19 protein-coding genes and 1 pseudogene are annotated in these 18489 nt (G+C 30.9%); 15 read left to right on the forward strand and 5 right to left on the reverse strand.

Going from position 1 to position 18489, the window contains the following annotated elements; translation table 11 throughout:
• Positions 1 to 24 precede the first annotated feature (24 nt).
• Positions 25 to 678: a DUF4331 family protein gene (locus GQR98_RS19225; RefSeq protein WP_159018028.1), complete on the reverse strand. Its 654-nt coding sequence runs from the start codon at positions 676 to 678 to the stop codon at positions 25 to 27.
• Between the two features lie 128 nt (positions 679 to 806).
• Here GQR98_RS19225 and GQR98_RS01825 point away from each other — a divergent pair, with 128 nt between their 5' ends.
• Both GQR98_RS01825 and lpxD read left to right on the forward strand, forming a co-directional pair.
• Positions 807 to 2006 carry an LETM1-related biofilm-associated protein gene (locus tag GQR98_RS01825; RefSeq protein ID WP_233268061.1) on the forward strand — a complete coding sequence of 400 codons (1200 nt, stop codon included), beginning with the start codon at positions 807 to 809 and terminating at the stop codon, positions 2004 to 2006.
• 165 nt (positions 2007 to 2171) lie between these two features.
• Complete coding sequence (lpxD, locus tag GQR98_RS01830; RefSeq protein WP_159018029.1) at positions 2172 to 3167, forward strand: UDP-3-O-(3-hydroxymyristoyl)glucosamine N-acyltransferase; 996 nt, start codon at positions 2172 to 2174, stop codon at positions 3165 to 3167.
• A 168-nt stretch (positions 3168 to 3335) separates the two neighbouring features.
• Here lpxD and GQR98_RS01835 read toward each other — a convergent pair whose 3' ends face one another.
• A complete protein-coding gene (locus GQR98_RS01835; RefSeq protein WP_159018030.1) occupies positions 3336 to 3953 on the reverse strand; it encodes a LysE family translocator in 618 nt (205 codons plus the stop codon).
• A 188-nt stretch (positions 3954 to 4141) separates the two neighbouring features.
• On the opposite strand from GQR98_RS01835, the gene GQR98_RS01840 reads away from it, so the two are divergent.
• The 6 genes from GQR98_RS01840 (at position 4142) to GQR98_RS01865 (ending at position 9719) form a co-directional block, all read left to right on the forward strand.
• On the forward strand, positions 4142 to 4492 hold the full coding sequence (locus tag GQR98_RS01840) for a transmembrane 220 family protein (RefSeq protein WP_159018031.1): 351 nt from the start codon (positions 4142 to 4144) through the stop codon (positions 4490 to 4492).
• A 104-nt stretch (positions 4493 to 4596) separates the two neighbouring features.
• Complete coding sequence (locus tag GQR98_RS01845; protein WP_159018032.1) at positions 4597 to 5376, forward strand: zinc-dependent peptidase; 780 nt, start codon at positions 4597 to 4599, stop codon at positions 5374 to 5376.
• A gap of 116 nt (positions 5377 to 5492) precedes the next feature.
• Positions 5493 to 6374: a hypothetical protein gene (locus GQR98_RS01850; protein ID WP_159018033.1), complete on the forward strand. Its 882-nt coding sequence runs from the start codon at positions 5493 to 5495 to the stop codon at positions 6372 to 6374.
• A 61-nt stretch (positions 6375 to 6435) separates the two neighbouring features.
• A complete protein-coding gene (locus GQR98_RS01855; protein WP_233268062.1) occupies positions 6436 to 6897 on the forward strand; it encodes a M23 family metallopeptidase in 462 nt (153 codons plus the stop codon).
• A gap of 269 nt (positions 6898 to 7166) precedes the next feature.
• The gene (locus tag GQR98_RS01860) at positions 7167 to 8006 is read left to right on the forward strand and encodes a helix-turn-helix domain-containing protein (protein ID WP_159018034.1); all 840 of its coding nucleotides are present in this window, start codon (positions 7167 to 7169) and stop codon (positions 8004 to 8006) included.
• 210 nt (positions 8007 to 8216) lie between these two features.
• A complete protein-coding gene (locus tag GQR98_RS01865; protein WP_159018035.1) occupies positions 8217 to 9719 on the forward strand; it encodes an aldehyde dehydrogenase family protein in 1503 nt (500 codons plus the stop codon).
• A gap of 95 nt (positions 9720 to 9814) precedes the next feature.
• Here the strand turns inward: GQR98_RS01865 and GQR98_RS01870 are convergent, their stop codons facing one another.
• Positions 9815 to 10195, reverse strand: coding sequence for a hypothetical protein (locus tag GQR98_RS01870; protein WP_159018036.1), 381 nt, complete (start codon positions 10193 to 10195; stop codon positions 9815 to 9817).
• Between the two features lie 84 nt (positions 10196 to 10279).
• Here GQR98_RS01870 and GQR98_RS01875 point away from each other — a divergent pair, with 84 nt between their 5' ends.
• The 6 genes from GQR98_RS01875 (at position 10280) to GQR98_RS01900 (ending at position 15323) form a co-directional block, all read left to right on the forward strand.
• The gene (locus GQR98_RS01875) at positions 10280 to 11422 is read left to right on the forward strand and encodes a tyrosine-type recombinase/integrase (protein ID WP_233268063.1); all 1143 of its coding nucleotides are present in this window, start codon (positions 10280 to 10282) and stop codon (positions 11420 to 11422) included.
• Between the two features lie 169 nt (positions 11423 to 11591).
• Entirely contained in the window at positions 11592 to 12062 is a 471-nt protein-coding gene (locus tag GQR98_RS01880; RefSeq protein ID WP_159018037.1) for a hypothetical protein, read from the forward strand.
• Between the two features lie 241 nt (positions 12063 to 12303).
• Positions 12304 to 12744: a hypothetical protein gene (locus tag GQR98_RS01885; RefSeq protein ID WP_159018038.1), complete on the forward strand. Its 441-nt coding sequence runs from the start codon at positions 12304 to 12306 to the stop codon at positions 12742 to 12744.
• 120 nt (positions 12745 to 12864) lie between these two features.
• On the forward strand, positions 12865 to 13122 hold the full coding sequence (locus GQR98_RS01890; protein ID WP_159018039.1) for a hypothetical protein: 258 nt from the start codon (positions 12865 to 12867) through the stop codon (positions 13120 to 13122).
• Between the two features lie 334 nt (positions 13123 to 13456).
• Positions 13457 to 14029, forward strand: coding sequence for a DUF4738 domain-containing protein (locus GQR98_RS01895; protein ID WP_159018040.1), 573 nt, complete (start codon positions 13457 to 13459; stop codon positions 14027 to 14029).
• Positions 14030 to 14828: 799 nt separating this feature from the next.
• On the forward strand, positions 14829 to 15323 hold the full coding sequence (locus GQR98_RS01900) for a hypothetical protein (protein ID WP_159018041.1): 495 nt from the start codon (positions 14829 to 14831) through the stop codon (positions 15321 to 15323).
• 50 nt (positions 15324 to 15373) lie between these two features.
• Here GQR98_RS01900 and GQR98_RS01905 read toward each other — a convergent pair.
• Positions 15374 to 16344: pseudogene (locus GQR98_RS01905) on the reverse strand (IS110 family transposase).
• 368 nt (positions 16345 to 16712) lie between these two features.
• On the opposite strand from GQR98_RS01905, the gene GQR98_RS01910 reads away from it, so the two are divergent.
• Positions 16713 to 17465, forward strand: a complete 753-nt coding sequence (locus GQR98_RS01910; protein WP_159018042.1) for a hypothetical protein — start codon at positions 16713 to 16715, stop codon at positions 17463 to 17465.
• A gap of 44 nt (positions 17466 to 17509) precedes the next feature.
• Here GQR98_RS01910 and GQR98_RS01915 read toward each other — a convergent pair whose 3' ends face one another.
• Positions 17510 to 18481: an IS110 family transposase gene (locus GQR98_RS01915; RefSeq protein ID WP_159018043.1), complete on the reverse strand. Its 972-nt coding sequence runs from the start codon at positions 18479 to 18481 to the stop codon at positions 17510 to 17512.
• Between the last annotated feature and the right edge of the window lie 8 nt (positions 18482 to 18489).

Below are 18489 nucleotides of genomic sequence, written 5' to 3' on the forward strand. Positions count from 1 at the left end.
TTAATAATTTTAATTAGTTATTTTTTATTTCTTTTTAGATTCTACCCAAGTGTTAATAGTTCCCGAACCACCAATCATACTTTTTGGCACTTCTACTACTATAGACATTACATTACTACCTGCAAACGTATCTGCTCCTGGATCGTTAAAACCATCAGCAGTACCAGCAATAATTGCAGAGTATTGTGCAAAATCCATAAAAAACGGATCGTCACGTGGGCCAGCAAAAAACGTCATACCCATTGCATTAGTTTCTGTTACAACAGCTTCACCATACGTTGTAATATCTACCCAACCTGTATTAGTTGCTGTAGTTGCGATGGTACTATTAAGTCCTGTTTGCGATGGTGCAACTGGTCCAAAAAAGTACATTTTTCCGTCTCTCGGAATGGCTTGAATTACCATGTCTTCAATATTGTCACCATCGGTATCAATATTAATTTCAACTAAAACACTTTCATCAAATGCAGCATCGGCCGTTGCGCTTGGGCTAATTAAACCTTGTACGTTTGCTACAAACACTAAGTTATTTGTGTTTTCAGCTTGAAAGGCATAAAAATCTGTGATATCACTTGTTCCTCCTTTTACAGCAGGTGCATCGATATGATCTGCCGCTAAAATGAAGACACTAGCCGCAGCTACTACTCCAATTCCTAATACTCTTTTTAAGTTTTTCATGATTTTGAATTTTTGTTAATCTGTTAATTTTTGAATTCACGCATACCTACGAAGAAACAACAAGAGCGGTTTTGTTAAAATTATGTTAAAGCGAAAAACCACCTAAATATTGGATATAAAATTTATCTTTGTCTCTTATTAAAAATGATAGTAGAATGAACCCATCGGCTTCTGGTTGGATAAATAAATTGCTTACAGATGTTAGTAAAAAGGATGCGCTATTTAATATAGACAAAGAATCTTTTTATGAAGCATTGCGCGATTCTGGATTTATCTACGGAAGCAATTTAGAAGTTGTAGAACATACTTTTGAAAATAAAGACCTTACAGAAGAAGAACTTTGTAAAACCAATTTATGCCTAGCATTTTTATACACGCACAAAACATCGAACTCTAAAGCCGAGTTTGTAGATAGTGTTATTGGTTTTTATTCTACTATTAAGGAATCTAAAAATACTTTTTTTCAGGATTTATTAGGTGGTAAAAAATCGAACGAGCAACTCGAAAAAATAATTCACAAACGCGTTCAAATAGACGCTAATGTTTTAACAAAAAACTTTAACTACTTTGTTATTAACGCGCTACTATATATAGATGTGTTGGCGTACCAAGGCTATTTAAAAAACGAAACCATTTCGATTGAATATTTAAAAAATTTAGAAGCTGCCATTACCTCTATTTCTTTAGAAGTTTTGAATGCCAAAGCCTCTAAAAACAAATATGACGAAAGTTTAATTAAACTGTTTGAATCTTCTTTACGCTACCAAAACGACACGCATATAGATTATAAAGCAGCCGTTGCTATGGTAAAAACTTCTAAGGAAGCCTACTATATTTTAGACATTGCCTGCATGGCCTCTTGGAGTGATGCTATTATAGACGAGAAAGAATATCAATTTTTAGTAAAACTAGGTCAAGATTTAAGATTGAATAGTGAACGTATTCAGCAATCCATCCAAAGTGTAAACACCTTCTACACAGCCAACAAAGGCAATATTGCGCTTTTAAGTTCTAAAAATATTGTACACAGTTTTTACGATAATTCTAGTAAAATGGTATACAAACTTATTACTAGAAATAGTAAACGCTTGTATCAAGAACTAAAGGATAGCAAGGAACTTATGGTTCTACTTACCCAGTCTACCGTTAGAGATTTAACCAAAGAGGAACAGAAAAAAGTAACCGACCAACTATTAGATATTTTTAAATCCATACCTAGTTTAGCAATTTTTCTATTACCAGGCGGTGCCATTTTATTGCCTTTGGTTATTAAATTTATTCCAAAATTATTACCTTCTGCTTTCGATGAAAATAGAATAAAGAAATAATAGATTCCACTTTTCATCGTTTATAACATGTTGAAATCACATTGGCTAAACATTAGTTTTAGCCGAACTCCGTGGTCTATCAGTGAAAAAAAAATCTGTTCTTTTAGAACTATTTTATTTTTTTCAGTTAGATTTACGAATACTAACATTCTAATCATATAAAATTTGAAGACATCATATACAATTGAGGAAATTAACGACGTATTACAAGGCGAATTAATTGGCCATACTACACAAGAAATTAACGGACCAGAACAATTACAAAACGCGAATAATAATCATATCACTTTCGTTGGAAGTGTTAAATACGTGAAATTTTGGGCCGACTCTAAAGCATGTGCTGCTGTTGTAAATGATAATTTAAAAATTGAAGCTGGAGATAATCGCGCTATTATTAAAGTGAAAAATGCCGATTTAGCAATGGCTAAAATACTGGACCTTTTTAATCAGCCAGCTCCCGTATTCGATACCGATATTCACCCAACAGCCGTTATACACGAAACTGCAAAAATTGGTAACGGATGTAAAATTGGAGCCAATTGCTACGTTGGTAAAGATGTAGAATTGGGTAACGAAGTTATACTATACCCTAATGTTTGTGTTTTTGACGAAACCATTATTGGTGATAAAACCATAGTTTGGTCGGGTACCGTAATTCGCGAGCGTTGTATTATTGGTAGTAACTGTATTTTCCATACTAATGTAAGTATTGGTGCCGATGGTTTTGGATACAGACCAAGTGACGATGGTAGAGGCTTAGTTAAAATACCACAAATAGGAAATGTAATTATTGGTCATTTTGTTGAAATTGGAGCAAATTCATGTGTAGATAGAGCCAAATTCAGCTCTACCATAATTGGCGACGGTTGTAAAATTGATAATTTAGTACAGGTGGCTCACAATAGTGTTATGGGACGATCTTGTATTATGGCTGGACATAGTGGCCTTGCAGGTTCTGTTACACTTGGAGATGGTGTTATTATTGGCGGAAGCGCTTCTATTAAAGACCATACCAACATTGATTCGGGAGCAACCGTAGGTGCTGGATCTGGCGTAATGAACGATGTAAAAGCCGGACAAACCGTTTTAGGTTATCCTGCTCAAGATGCTCGCGATATGCTAAAACAATGGGTTGCTATGCGAAGATTAGTTAAGAAATAAAATTTTATTTATACAAAAGGTTCACTTTATTTGAAATTTTTAAATGGAGTGAACCTTTTTGTTTCATATAATTTATTATAGATAATAAGGAAATAGAAAATCTAGTTCTGATTTGAATAATTTACTTCTATTAATTTCATGTTGTCTACAAACTAATTTGATAGGTAATTACAACAAATAAATTAAGTTCCCAACTCCAACAACTCCTGTTAAACAGCCTAAAATAAAATCCATTCTAGTTGCTATAAAAGTAAGCTTGTGTTCAATTCTGCTCGCTACTGTGGCATACACGGCATACAACGTAAATGAGCCCGCCGTAGAACCTATAGAGAAATATAAACTATTAAGAAGTGAGTATTCGAAATACTCTAAACCTATTAGCAAAGAAATAGACGTGAAGTAAAACGGAATGGCAAAAGTATTTAATAAAGACATACCAATACCGTGTAAGTAAGCTTTAGACTTATCGATTTCTTGTTTTTTAATTTGCTTTTTTGAAGTAAAATATAACCTAAAAAAGTTTGCTGATAATAGGAGAAGAATACCTGTACCTACTTTTTGTATCAGGGTAATATATTCTGAATTCTCCATTAAAACGCTTGAAAGATATGCGCCTATATTAGCTTGAAAGAACAATACTGTAGCAAAACCACCAATGAGATAAAAAGCCGATTTCCGTCCACTTTTCAAACTAAACTTAACAACTGTAAGATTTAAAAAACTAGGCACAATACTACCGGAAGCAGCAATAAGAAATCCAAAAAGTAAGCAGGTTAAAAAAGTCATATTTTATATCTAGCCACAAATAAACGGCTTAATCCATCAATATGTTACTACGTTTAATCTTTAAATTAACCCGAAACGATTCAACTAAGCCTTTTTTAATCAAATGGAAAGTTTAAAAATATAGTAACTTAGCCTTCTTTAACCTAGAGTTCTATTTTAGAATAAGCAAAAACGATATTACACGTATTATGAAAATAGTATTAAAAGTACTCGGTATTATATTTGGTGTTTTATTCATTTTTGGAGCTATTGTGCAATACAACGACCCAGACCCTATATTATGGATTATTATTTATACCATTGCTTCTATTGCTAGTTTTAGTTATGCCGTTAACAAAATGCCTAAAATGGTTCTACTTGTTATTGGCACTTTATTCTTAATCGGTTTTTTCTCAGCCTACCCAGAAACTTTTGAAGGTTTTGAAATAGGTATAGGAGATATAAAAAATGTAGAAGAAGCACGAGAAGCTTACGGATTATTGCTAATGGCAATTGTTATGTTTTTGTTTGGTGGACTTTCTTTTTTAGAGAGGAAGTGAATTAAGTTCACTTTTATTATCAAGTAAAAGGCATTACAACATATACGGTAATTCCTTTTCTTTAAAAAATAGAATACTTTTACAAAAAACTAAACCATCTTTTTATGGCATTTACTATTGCTTTTATACTATTAGTGGCTTTCGCTCTTTACACCCTTTATGCAACTAAAAAGAAGAAGGCTGAAAAATTCCCCGCTAATTGGCATAACAAAATCATGCGACATGTTAATTTTTATAAAGGTTTATCTACCGCTGAACAAAAACGATTCCAGCGGCGGATTATGGTATTTTTAAGTGAAGTAAATATTGAAAGTGTAGGTTTCAACCTTGAAGATCTCGATAAAATATTAATTGCATGTAGCGCTGTTATTCCTGTTTTTAATTTCGAGGAATGGCATTACAAAAATTTAAGTACGGTTTTGGTTTATCCAGATCATTTTAATGAAAATTTAGGTTTTGCCCAAACCGATGAAAACCGACAAATTGCAGGTATGGTTGGTACCGGACAATTTGAACATCAAATGATTTTATCACGAAAAGCACTCCACGGTGGTTTTCAAAAAAAATCTCATATTCACAATACAGGTATTCATGAGTTTGTACATTTAATAGACAAACTAGATGGTTTAACAGATGGCGTACCAGAAACCTTAATACAGCAGCCCTACGTTATACCTTGGTTAAAAATTATCCATAAAGAAATGGAGGATATAAATAACAATAAATCTGACATTAGAAATTATGGAGGTACCAATGAAGCCGAATTTTTAGCTGTAGCTTCGGAATATTTTTTTGAACAACCTGAAAAGATGAAGAAAAAACATCCAGACTTGTATCAAATGCTTGAAGTTTGCTTTCGTGTAAAAGATAGTTCTAAAACGTAAAAGAGGATTTAAATTCTCTTTAGAAACCCATCCATAAATTAAGATGTTTTTTCTTACTTATTAAGTGCTGATTTTTTAAATTTGAATATTACATTGCTAAAACCTTAGCAAACATCATGAAAAAAGTAATTTGTTTTCTACTAACAATTTCATCTTTGTTTTATTCCTGTAAGGAAAAAACAAAGAAAAGCACTTATATAAAAAAGAAAGTCATAGATAGCGCTATAGTTTATACACCAAAAAGTGAACTTGAAAATGAATATCTTAATTTTAATTCTCCAGAAGCTATAAATCGAATAGCAGACATAGAAAACGAATATTTTAATGGCTATAGATTAAACTCAAGTAAATACTATGGCACACAATGGTATTACTCAGTAGGTTTAAGCAAGGATTCACCAGACTCTATAAATGTTTTTCAAAAATATGCTTTAGAAAAAAATGATATTAAGCTAGATAGTATGCACTGCACCATATTTGCTGTAAAAGCTTTAGAAGCTGGGTTTGGAAAGGAATTTGAAACTATTGAAAAACATCATACCAAAATATGGGCTAACCGTGAACATGCTGGCTGGAGCTTAGGATATATTTTAACTAAATTCTACAACTGGAAAGCCTACCTTTTTATCTCAAAAAACTCTAATGAATATGATGCCTGTTTAAAGAATTACAAAAAGGATAAAAAATACCATGTTTGGAAACAACCTAACATTACTTTAACGGGTGTTTTTGATGTTGATGATGATAAAGACGACATTAATAATCTTCTAAATCTAAATGAGTTTGGCTGGGGTTTTAGCAATCAGGGATGGCACACTTGGATAACCAGGTTTAACTATTTAAAAGAATGTAATTGGCTTGGAGCTCCTTCAGAAAAACACAACTTAAGCAAGAGCACGCCTCTATTTTTAAAAACTAAATTTACCGATTACCATGATTATAATTCTCATGTAATAATTTTTCCGCCTAAAAAGAACGAAACATTTATAAACGAATAACAGAGATAGAAACAGCATAAAATTAATTTTAACCTACAGCCATATTTCAGAACAAAACATTATGAAAAACTTAATTTTAATATTAATAATTGGATTTTTTAGTTGTAAACCTGACACCAAAAAAAACATTAGTTATACAGCTCAAAATAATATAAAGATTATAAAAGCTGACACGATAAAATTCACAAATGGATTTGATTTCCCTGTAGGAAAACCAAATGCAAAAAAATATTATAATGCTCAAAAATTTGGAGAAAACGAACATTTAGGAGATGATTGGAATGGAGTTGGAGGAGGAAATACCGATTTAGGCGATCCGATTTATTCTATAGCAAATGGATATGTCTCTTATGCTGAAAATGTTTATGGAGGTTGGGGAAACGTTATTAGAATAGTACATTATATTGATAATGAAAATCAAATTGAATCTCTATATGCACATTGTGATGAAATAATTATTAAAAAAGGAGATTACATAGAAAAAGGGCAAAAAATTGGAACAATAGGAAATAATAATGGGTAATATCTTGCTCACTTACATTTAGAATTAAGAAGCCAAGTTGGACTTCCAATAGGTGGCGGATATTCTTTTGATACCGAAGGGTATTTAGACCCTACTGAGTATATAAAAACCCACAGAAATTAACAACGTGCAAATCCATAGCGCGACTTAGGCTTAATTTAAAAGCAAAACATGTAAATTTGGCCAAGTAAGAACTTAAAAGGCTGCGCTTACCTTCTACCCTACAAGCAAAAAAAAGAACATTACCTGCTAGCCAAAAAACAATCTAGATGCCAATAGAAAACATACCCGAACTCTACATTAAGGACAAAACAGAAAGTCCTGATTTATTTGTTTACGACTTTAAAATGACCACAGATGTTGTTAAAAGTAAGGTAAATTTAGGCATGAATATGTTTAGTTTTCTTCAAGTAGGAAAAAAACAAGTGCATTTTGCAGGAACATCGGTTGCAGTAAATAAAGACCAATCATTATTACTAAAAAAAGGAAATTGGCTTTGGACAGAATTATTAGACACAGAAGCTATTTATTACTGTAAACTCTTTTTCTTTTCTGAAGAAAAACTAACCGATTTTTTAAGCAAATACACCAACGACATTAAACCGTATAAAGAAGATGTACCCTATTTTGTAATTGAAAACGATGCATATATTGCTTCTTTTATTAGTTCGTTAGCATCACATACATTCGAAAACCACAATTTTAGCGATGCATTATTAGCTTTAAAGTTTGAAGAAATTTTATTATACTTATTAAATAAGTATGGTGATACCTTTGAATATTACTTACATTCTCTAATTTCTAAAGATGTTTCACCATTTAAAAACATAGTAGAAAACAATGTGCATTCTAATTTAAAGTTAGAAGAAATTGCTTTTCTCTGTAATATGAGTTTATCTACTTTTAAACGTCATTTTACAAACGAATACAACCAAGCACCAGGAAAATGGCTGCAAGATAAACGCCTACAAAAGGCTAAAGAATTGTTACAAGGAGGTGAATTAAAAGCATCTGATATTTACTTAGAAATTGGCTATAACAACCTGTCTAACTTTAGTGTAGCCTTTAAAAACAAGTTCGGAATTAGCCCAACAGATATTTCAAACTAGAAAAACAATACGTAACATAATGATTTACAGATCACTAAAAACACATCAAACTATTTCTTTTTGATAATAAACAACATTGACCTTTTTTCATAAGTTATTGAGCCGTTTCAATAAATAGAAAGGTAATAACCCAACATACATTTGTACCATAATTAAACAACGCTTGTTTTTTCAAGCACTATTTAATAATTAAAATTAAAAATTATAATTATGGCAAATGTAACAAAACCAGTATTTAAAGAAAGGTACGGTAACTTTATTGGCGGTAAATTCGTGGATCCTGTAAAAGGTCAATATTTCGATAACGTTTCTCCAGTAGATGGAAAAGTATTTACGCAAGCAGCACGCTCAACACAAGAAGATATAGATTTAGCGCTAGATGCAGCACACGAAGCATTCCCGTCTTGGAGTACATCTTCAGCAACAGAACGTAGTAATGCGTTATTGAAAATTGCACAAGTAATAGAAGATAACTTCGAGTACTTAGCAACTTTAGAAACTATCGATAACGGAAAACCAATTCGCGAATCTCGTGCAGCAGATATTCCTTATTGTATCGATCACTTCCGCTATTTCGCAGGTGTAATTCGTGCAGACGAAGGTAGTATTTCAGAACACGACAAAAACACAGTAAGCATTGTATTGCACGAACCTGTTGGTGTTGTTGGAGAAATTATTCCTTGGAATTTTCCAATGTTAATGTTAGCATGGAAAATTGCTCCAGCTTTAGCCGCAGGTTGTACAGCTGTTGTAAAACCAGCAGAGCAAACACCTACTAGTGTTATTGCATTAATGGAACTTATTGGTGATATCTTACCTGCAGGTGTATTAAACATTGTAACTGGTTTTGGCGCAGAAGCTGGTGCTGCTTTAGCAACATCTAAACGTATTGCAAAACTATCTTTTACAGGTTCTACAGAAACTGGGCGTAAAGTTTTACACAATGCTGCCGAAAACATTATTCCTGTAACTATGGAATTAGGTGGTAAATCTCCAAACGTATTTTTTCCATCTGTAGCAGATCATGACGACGATTTCTTTAGTAAAGCTATTGAAGGTGCACTAATGTTCTCTTTGAATCAAGGTGAAATTTGTACTGCTCCTTCACGTATTTTAGTGCATGAGGATATTGCAGACCTTTTTATCGAAAAAATGAAAGTGCGTTTAAAAGCAATTAAAACAGGAAACCCGTTAGATCCAGAGACTATGATTGGTTCTCAAGTTTCTAAGCCACAATACGACAAAATTCTTGACTATATTAAAATAGGAAAAGATGAAGGAGCAGAAGTTGTTGCTGGTGGTGATGCTGGTAATTATGAAGGTGAACTTTCTGAAGGATACTACATTCAACCTACAGTTTTAAAAGGAAATAATAAGATGCGTATTTTCCAAGAAGAAATTTTTGGTCCGGTTGTAGCTTTAACAACATTTAGCTCTACGGAAGAAGCTATTGCAATTGCAAACGATACGCCTTACGGTTTAGGTGCTGGTGTTTGGTCTAGAGATGCACACGAATTATACCAAGTACCTCGTGCTATACAAGCTGGTAGAGTTTGGGTAAACCAATACCATACTTATCCAGCACATGCTCCTTTTGGTGGTGTTAAAGAATCTGGATTTGGTCGTGAAAACCATAAAATGGCTTTAGATCATTACCGTGTTGTAAAAAACATGTTAATCTCTTACGACAAAAAACCTATGGGTTTCTTTTAATTAAAACCCATTAAATTAAGTAATAATAAAGCCTTGGATAATCCAGGGCTTTGTTGTTTTTATATAAATTTCATTAACCTGCGATACAAAAAGAACTACTCCATATACTCTTGCCATTTTATTAAAATATATTTTTCTACATTATTTTCTTTCTTTTTTAGAAAACCAAATTCATAAACAAATAGGTAAATATCATTTTTTTTGTTTTTCCAGTAATGGGTAAAATATTTTGGATTAAATCCTAAATCTAGAATCACTTTTGCTCTTACAGTTGCTTTACCCGATTTATTAAAGTTTTTAAGAATTTTTCTATTTAGTTTCAATTGGTTATCTACTTTATTGTAAAACCTTGGTGCTTCATCTAAAGATTTCCGATAGTGATATGAGCTTTTGCAATGCAAATCGCAGTAAACTTTATCTGATCGCCCTATCAGCTCTTTTCCGCAGGATAAACACTCATTCTTTTTTAATTTCATATTAACTTAAACGAAGATTACACGAATACTATTCGTTTAAGATACGACTAAATTATTTTGATTAATTAATTTTATCAAAAAAACATGATTGATAAAACTCAAATTATTTTAAAACCTCTTTGGCATAACAAAATCATGTATATAGCTATTGAATTTGATTATGACTGTGATACTTTAAAAAATTTCACCAGTGATTTACCTCATGTAAAATGGAGTAAAACATATAATATATTCTGTACTCATCATAATAAATCGAGAATAAATGAATTATTTCAATGTTTTAGAAATCAAGGTTGGTATGTTAACTATGAAGCTTTTAGAGTCTTAAAAAAAACAAAGCATCTTCCAGAAGTAAAGCAAACATCTATAATAAATAAGTTACCCATTTTGAGCGATGACCAGAGGGTATCTATTAGTCACTTTAAAAAATGGTTGGAACAAAAACGCTTTAGCCATAATACTGTAAACACCTATGTAGATGTAACCTCTTCATTTTTGCGATATTTAAATTACCAGAACTTAAACCTTATTTCTGCGAGAAGCATTGAGCAGTTTAATTACGACTTTATTTTTAATGCTAAAAAATCTATTTCATATCAAAACCAATGCATTAGCGGTATAAAGCATTATATAGATTTCAAGAACATAGAGGTAGATAGTTTTGATATTAAACGCCCAAGTAAGGACCGCAAACTACCAAATGTGTTAAGTAAATCTGATGTAAAAAATTTATTCGATGCGACAAAAAATCTAAAACATAAAACTTTACTTATTTTAGTATACTCATCAGGATTGCGTATAGGAGAAGCTTTGAAGTTGCGAATTAAAGATATCGATTTTGAACGAGGTCTTATTCACATAAAAAGCGCTAAGGGCAAAAAAGACCGATACACCTTACTGTCTAAAGCATTAATACCTATTCTAAAATCTTATATAAATCATTACACTCCTAATAGTTATCTGTTTGAAGGCCGATTTGGAGATCCCTATACACAAGTAAGCGCTAGACAAGTATTTAAAAAATCCTTATTAAATGCAGGCATAAAAAAATACTCAACCTTACACACATTACGACATAGTTTCGCAACACATCTATTAGAAGCAGGAACCGACATAAGATATATTCAAGAACTTCTTGGGCATAACAGTCCAAAAACTACCATGATTTACACCCATGTATCTACCACTAAACTTATAGATATTAAAAACCCCTTTGATTCTTTGTAAGAATCTAACTATATTAGCCTAACAGATTTTAAAACATAAAAGATATGAGTAGATTGCATTATAGAAAAACACTCTTATCCATCCGTTTTGACATATTATGGAGTGTTTAATAATCTATATAAATAAGTTACACCCAATAAAAAACAATTAAGGTCTAATAAATAAAGTAATGGAGAGAGATGTAAATAAAGGAAACACGATTTATTCTTTTTTAAAACTATTAAAAGAAGAGCGTGACATGGCTTTTGCATTTATAGACAATATTGAACCTAATGCATCAAGTGATTACGAATTAATAGATTATATAAAAGAAAACGACTTGATTAAAAGTAAAAAAGGAGAGTTTTCTTGTGACGCTCTTGTTTACATAACTCAAAACGGAAGAAATGTTTTAGAACATAATAGTTGGGAAGATTACATTAAAAGTAAAAATAATGCTATTAATGAGTCGTATGAAATTGAAAAAGAAAGACAAGAACAAAAAGACGAAATTGATAGGTTGACAAAAGTAAATTTAGAGTTACAAAATAAACAGATGAAAAGATATGTTGTTTATTCAATAATAGCTTTCGTTCTTGGAGCTATAATAACGAACGTAAAAGACATTTTAATCCTATTGCACATAACGAACCAGCAATAAAAGAAAAGCAGACAACCAAAAATAAAGTCCAATCTAAATTTAAAAAAAACTGACTGACCTTACTCATGCTCGAACTCTTATGCGCTTCTGACTTATTACTTTCAAAGTCAATATTCTTTAGACGAGTAATCATTATGTTTTTTTTTGAATCAAATCCAACAGGAGCTTTATTACAACCTTTTATGAATGATGTAACAGGCTTCTTTATTCTTAGCTTGTCTTTTAAAACATATATATATTTATGAAGTACAAACATTACAACAAAGAATTATTATCTGATGATTTTATTAATAATCTTATATCTAAAAATGATTTTATAGACGGTAGAGACGGAGGATTAGTTCTTGGTAATTCACATGAAAATGGAGGTATATTTTTTTTATACCAATTCCCTGAAGGGTTTAGGGTTTTTGGAAATATAGAAGGGTACGAGTATATTGTAAACAAAGAATCAACTGATAAAAACAGGTATGATTTGGAGAAAATATCAGATTTTGACAGAGATTTTACTGATGTTTTTGAGTCATACGAAATACCTAAGGGAATTAAAATTATTGATGCAAGAAAAAACAATAAAGAATCTAAATATATTCTTTTAGATGTTCGTGGTAAATTTGCAATAATCAACAAGTACTCAACAAAAGCGAATTTAAGCAAGATTGACTTTTTAAATAAAAAATAAATTATCCGACTGACCTTACTCATGCTCAAACTCTTATGTGCTTCTGACTTTTCACTCATGACTTAAAATAGGATTTAGTAATTAATAATAAAAAAAATGTATATAAACAGAAATGAAATAATGGCTAATAAAATTGCGGAAAAAGACATTATTAATCTAGAATCAGACTTAAAACACAACTCTTTTTACAGTGAATCAGACAAAAGAGCTATTAGAACATATATAGGTGCTGTTGACTCAAGAGAAATAGGTCGATTTGACATAATTAATGCTTTAGAAATATCTAAGGAACTTATAAAAAAGAAAGATTCTAAAGATTATCAGGATTATCTAAAAAGGCATCAAAGTCTCTCAAAGCGATTAGAAGGTTTTGATTAATTCTTAAAAAATTTTCCTTATCTTTTATACATTCTGAATAATGAAGAGTATTCTCTTCTGATCCGAACATTTTTTGATAAAGAAATATTGAATTAAGAGTTTTTGGGTATTCTGTTTGAATTGAATTAAATACCTCGTAAGTTTTGAAAAACAGTCCTGAATTATCCGTCATAATTACTGGGTGTAACACTGTATATAATTAATAATGGCTTTAGTGCTTTGTTTTAATAGTTAGTACTTTTTTCAATGGTCGGTCATTGCATATTGTTAGTTTATATTTTAGCCATTACTAATAATATACGATATCCGTTACCAAACAGTTGAAAACCGAAAAATGAAACAACTTCTGATTTTAATATTTATCTTTTTGATTTTATCAGGTTGTGACTGGAAAAAAAATGATAAAAACCAATCTGAATTTGAATCAACAACTGATTTCAAAATAGAAACGGAATTAAAAGCAAAAGATACTACTGTTGTTTATTGGGAGACTGGTTTTGACACTATTCAAAATGTCCAAGATATCTATATTGGAAACGACAAACATAGATTGGAAATAAAATCCTATTCCTTAAATGATAGTTCCATTGTAAATATTAATGATAATTTTAAAGAGATTTACCACGATTGTGCTTCTCAAATCATTTTGACAAATAAAAAGGATACTATTCTGAAAGCTATTTTGAACAAAAGAATTTTTAAAGATAGCTTGAATAGTGAATTTTACCGAAGATGTGTATTGAGTACAGTTGAATATGATGGAATTCGTTCAAACAGATTGTTTTTTAAAGGTGGTTTGTTTGTTCCAGATACAGACAGGGTTTTTGGAAATGAATTCGCAATTTTCTATCGAACCGAAAAGAAAAACCAAATTGAATCTTGGAATTACGAAGACCTTGGATTATAAAAACCGTTTGGTAACACCGTGTTATCTATACTAACAACTTAAACAACTGATTAACAACAAATCATATTTACTTTTTTAAAAAAGGTACAACATAGGTGCAACAAAAAAAATAAAAACACTTTTCCTTCCCAATGAATGTTATTTAAGTAAAAATATTGATATTAAACTCAAATATAATTTCAGTTTGAAAATTTATTCTATTTGAGGTGTTAGTTATGATTAACTTTTAATATATTTAACAAATATTCTTCCCTAAAGAATCTCGAAATGATTATATAAGCTTATGCTTTCATTTTGAACTTTATATCATAAATAATTTATAAAAACAAATAGCTTTAATAAAACCTTAAGTAAAGGTCTTATTAATCATATAAGAGATATATAGTTAGTACTAACTATATACAATTGTTAGCGTTCATTTCTTACTCGGCTCAAAAAAACGATAATTCACTCAAAAGTCGATTAAAATCAATAATGGTTTCCGATACATTAATTACGCAATCTTTGCGTACGACTGACCTCACTCCTACCTAATCTTTACGAATCCGATTTACCAAGCTTTGCGCAACTGTTGCGACGGATTTATATTCGGTACGAATAATTTGGGATGTATAAAAAACTAAAATTTGTAACGAACGCTAACAGTATGTATAAATAATGCTTAAATTAGTGCTGAAACTAAAGGAAGTGCTTCTTTTGCTAGCTTCTGATTTTCCTACGGAAAATCCCAGCAAACAAAAACGCACTATCCATACATTTAACGTTGTGCATAATTTGACCCAACCATAATCTGAACTGATTGAAAAGAGTATTAATTGTTTTTGGAATTATAATAATTAGTTTAGAATTAACTCTATACTTTTTTTGGTACAAAGAATTAGAATTTATGAAATTCTTTGTTTTGCTTGGACTTTGTCATTTAGCAAATACTGCAATTATTTTCGGAATTCTGACTGAAATATTACCTAAAAAGAAAAGAAAATTGACAGTGAATTTATCACTAGGTGTAGGAATATCTTTCTTTTTGATTCTTTATTTCAACGCTTCCCGAGTTCAAAATTGGATTGACAAAGATGGAATCTTAACAAATGGGACTATAATAAAAAAGAAGTATGGTGCGAAAACGTCGCCTTATGTTATAACGGAATTTAATTATAATGGAATAAACTATGAATCACAATTGACAATACCTGACTCAAGAGAATTTGAAAAAGTTAGGTTAGGAGATTCTGTATTGATTAAATTCGTCAAAGAATATCCAAATATGAACAGTACGGAAAAACAATTGAAATAATAAAAACTATGCACAACAAAGTACTGTGCTAAAAAACAAGTAAAATCTTATTAATTTTTCACTAGCGTACTTTTATATTCCTTGTCAAATATTAAACCCGATTTTGCAATAGCAAAAGCTTGTTTTAGTAGCTTATTACATACCGCTATTAATGCTAATTTTTTACTCTTTCCTTTTGCTACTAATCGTTCATAAATATCCCTGCATGCTTTGTTGTATTTACAAGCTGTAAAACTGCACATAAATAATAAATTCCTGAGTTTTTGATTGCCCATTTTACTAATGCGTGGTCGTCCTTTTATACTACTTCCACTTTGCCTAATCACTGGAGTTAATCCTGCGTAACTACATAATTCTGCTGCACTCGAAAAGCGTTCAAAACCACCTGTTAAAACGATTAACATAATAGATGTTTTTTTTCCGATTCCTGGTATGGTTTTTTTCGAGTAAATAAATCTTTATGAGCCTCTTTTACTAAAACTAGCAATAACTCTTCTAAGCTGGACATCTCTTTATCTAAATGTTTTAAACTACGCTTTAAAGATCTCACAATGGCTTTACTTGGCTCCCCTAAAACAGATTCACCATGAAGTTTATTCTTTATCATTGTTCGCTGTTTTGTATATACAGAAAGGGTTCTGGTAATTTGAAGACACTCCTGTACTTCCTTAGAACTACCTTTCCAAAGTTTTAACTCTACTTGCTCAGCATAAGAACATATAAGTTTTGAATCACTCTTATCGGTCTTAACCTTGGATAGTCGCATCTGGATAAATCGTTTTACAGACAACGGATTTTCTACTGAAACATTTAGACCTTCTTCAAACAAATAATAAGCCAATTGATAATGATAGTAACCTGTAGCTTCCATCACGCAATGACTCTCAGAATTTAAGAGTTTTCTAAAGGCTTTAAAGCCTGAAAACTTGTTTTTAAACTGATAATAATTACCATCTGAATCTGTGACATCAAAAACTAAATAACTAATGTCAATACCAAAATATTTAATATCTTTATTCATAACAAATTGTTTTTTTGAAAGGACATACTACGCGAGTTTCAACGACTTAAAATCGAGGTCTTAAAGCCTCACAGAACTGTTCGAAATCTGTGTAGAAAAGAGAGGGGATTTACAATGTTGACGAGATCTGAAGTCTCTCCGTATAAATTAACCTTATTCCTCTCTTTTGTGCTTTCTATTTTATATGTTTAAATTAGTCTTTTTTATTTAAATGCTAACTTAAGCCGTATAAAAATAATTGCGGTTTAGTGCTTAATCAAAAGATCGTTGCGTGTTTGTAACGTCTGATTTTCCTTCGGAAAATCCTCGCATACAAACCCGCAACTATTCTTATACATAAACGTTGTGCATAATTAAAAACAAACTTAATGGATAGTGATTTGAAGCAAATATCTGAACTAATTTTGAAAGATAGATTTTCGGATTTTGAATCATTCTTTAATGATTATGTTTTAGGCTTAGAATCATTTCAATTAAAACACGAAAAATTATTATTGAAATGGTTTGACAAAGATGATTTTGATGAATTAAACGAATATTTATATCCTGAATATCTTTTAATTATGTACGGAAAATATGTAAATAAAATATTTTCTGTCGATTGGAGCGGAGAAGAATATAAAGGACAAGTAAAAAGTTCATTAACGAAAATCTTAAAAACATATAATAAATCAACGTTTAAGTGGAATCTTAAAAAATTTGAATCTGGTCTAAATTGGGAACAGATAAGACGTGGTGAATACATTGGACTTCTATTCTCTGCATTGGATAAAGAACTTTTGAAAATAGATTTTCAATTATTATTTATTGAATTGTTTCACGATGAATACTATTATACGATTTTACCAAAATCTGAGATTAAGCCTGCTTTAAAAATGAAAGGAAAGGGTTTTTGTACGTATGACAGTAAAACATATGATATTAAAATTACTGATTTAGGAATCAACAAATCGAAAGTAATGCTTTATCTAAAAAGTAAACATAAAATCGAATTAAAAGAAATCACTAAATATGTTGAGAATTTACCCGTTTTAGTTGAAAGTGGTAATATTTTAAAAATAAAAAAACTGGAAAAAGAGTTACAGAAAATGAAATGTGAATATGAAATAAGCGAAAAATAACTATGCACAACAAAGTACTGTGCTAAAAAACAAGTAAAATCTTATTAATTTTTCACTAGTGTACTTTTATATTCCTTGTCAAATATTAAACCCGATTTTGCAATAGCAAAAGCTTGTTTTAGTAGCTTATTACATACCGCTATTAATGCTAATTTTTTACGCTTTCCTTTTGCTACTAATCGTTCATAAATATCCCTGCATGCTTTGTTGTATTTACAAGCTGTAAAACTGCACATAAATAATAAATTCCTGAGTTTTTGATTGCCCATTTTACTAATGCGTGGTCGTCCTTTTATACTACTTCCACTTTGTCTAATCACTGGAGTTAATCCTGCGTAACTACATAATTCTGCTGCACTCGAAAAGCGTTCAAAACCACCTGTTAAAACGATTAACATAATAGATGTTTTTTTTCCGATTCCTGGTATGGTTTTTATTCGAGTAAATAAATCTTTATGAGCCTCTTTTACTAAAACTAGCAATAACTCTTCTAAGCTGGACATCTCTTTATCTAAATGTTTTAAACTACGCTTTAAAGATCTTACAATGGCTTTACTTGGTTCCCCTAAAACAGATTCACCATGAAGTTTATTCTTTATCATTGTACGCTGTTTTGTGTACACAGAAAGGGTTCTGGTAATTTGAAGACACTCCTGTACTTCCTTGGAACTACCTTTCCAAAGCTTTAACTCTACTTGCTCAGCATAAGAACATATAAGTTTTGAATCACTCTTATCGGTCTTAATCTTGGATAGCCTCATCTGGATAAATCGTTTTACAGACAATGGGTTTTCTACTGAAACATTTAGACCTTCTTCAAACAAATAATAAGCCAACTGATAATGATAGTAACCTGTAGCTTCCATCACACAATGACTCTCAGAATTTAAAAGTTTTCTAAATGCTTTAAAGCCTGAAACCTTGTTTTTAAACTGATAATAATTACCATCTGAATCTGTGACATCAAAAACTAAATAACTAATGTCAATACCAAAATATTTAATATCTTTATTCATAACAAATT

Origin of the sequence: Algibacter sp. L3A6 (assembly GCF_009796825.1) — a bacterium.
In the GTDB taxonomy this organism is placed as follows: Bacteria; Bacteroidota; Bacteroidia; order Flavobacteriales; family Flavobacteriaceae; genus Algibacter.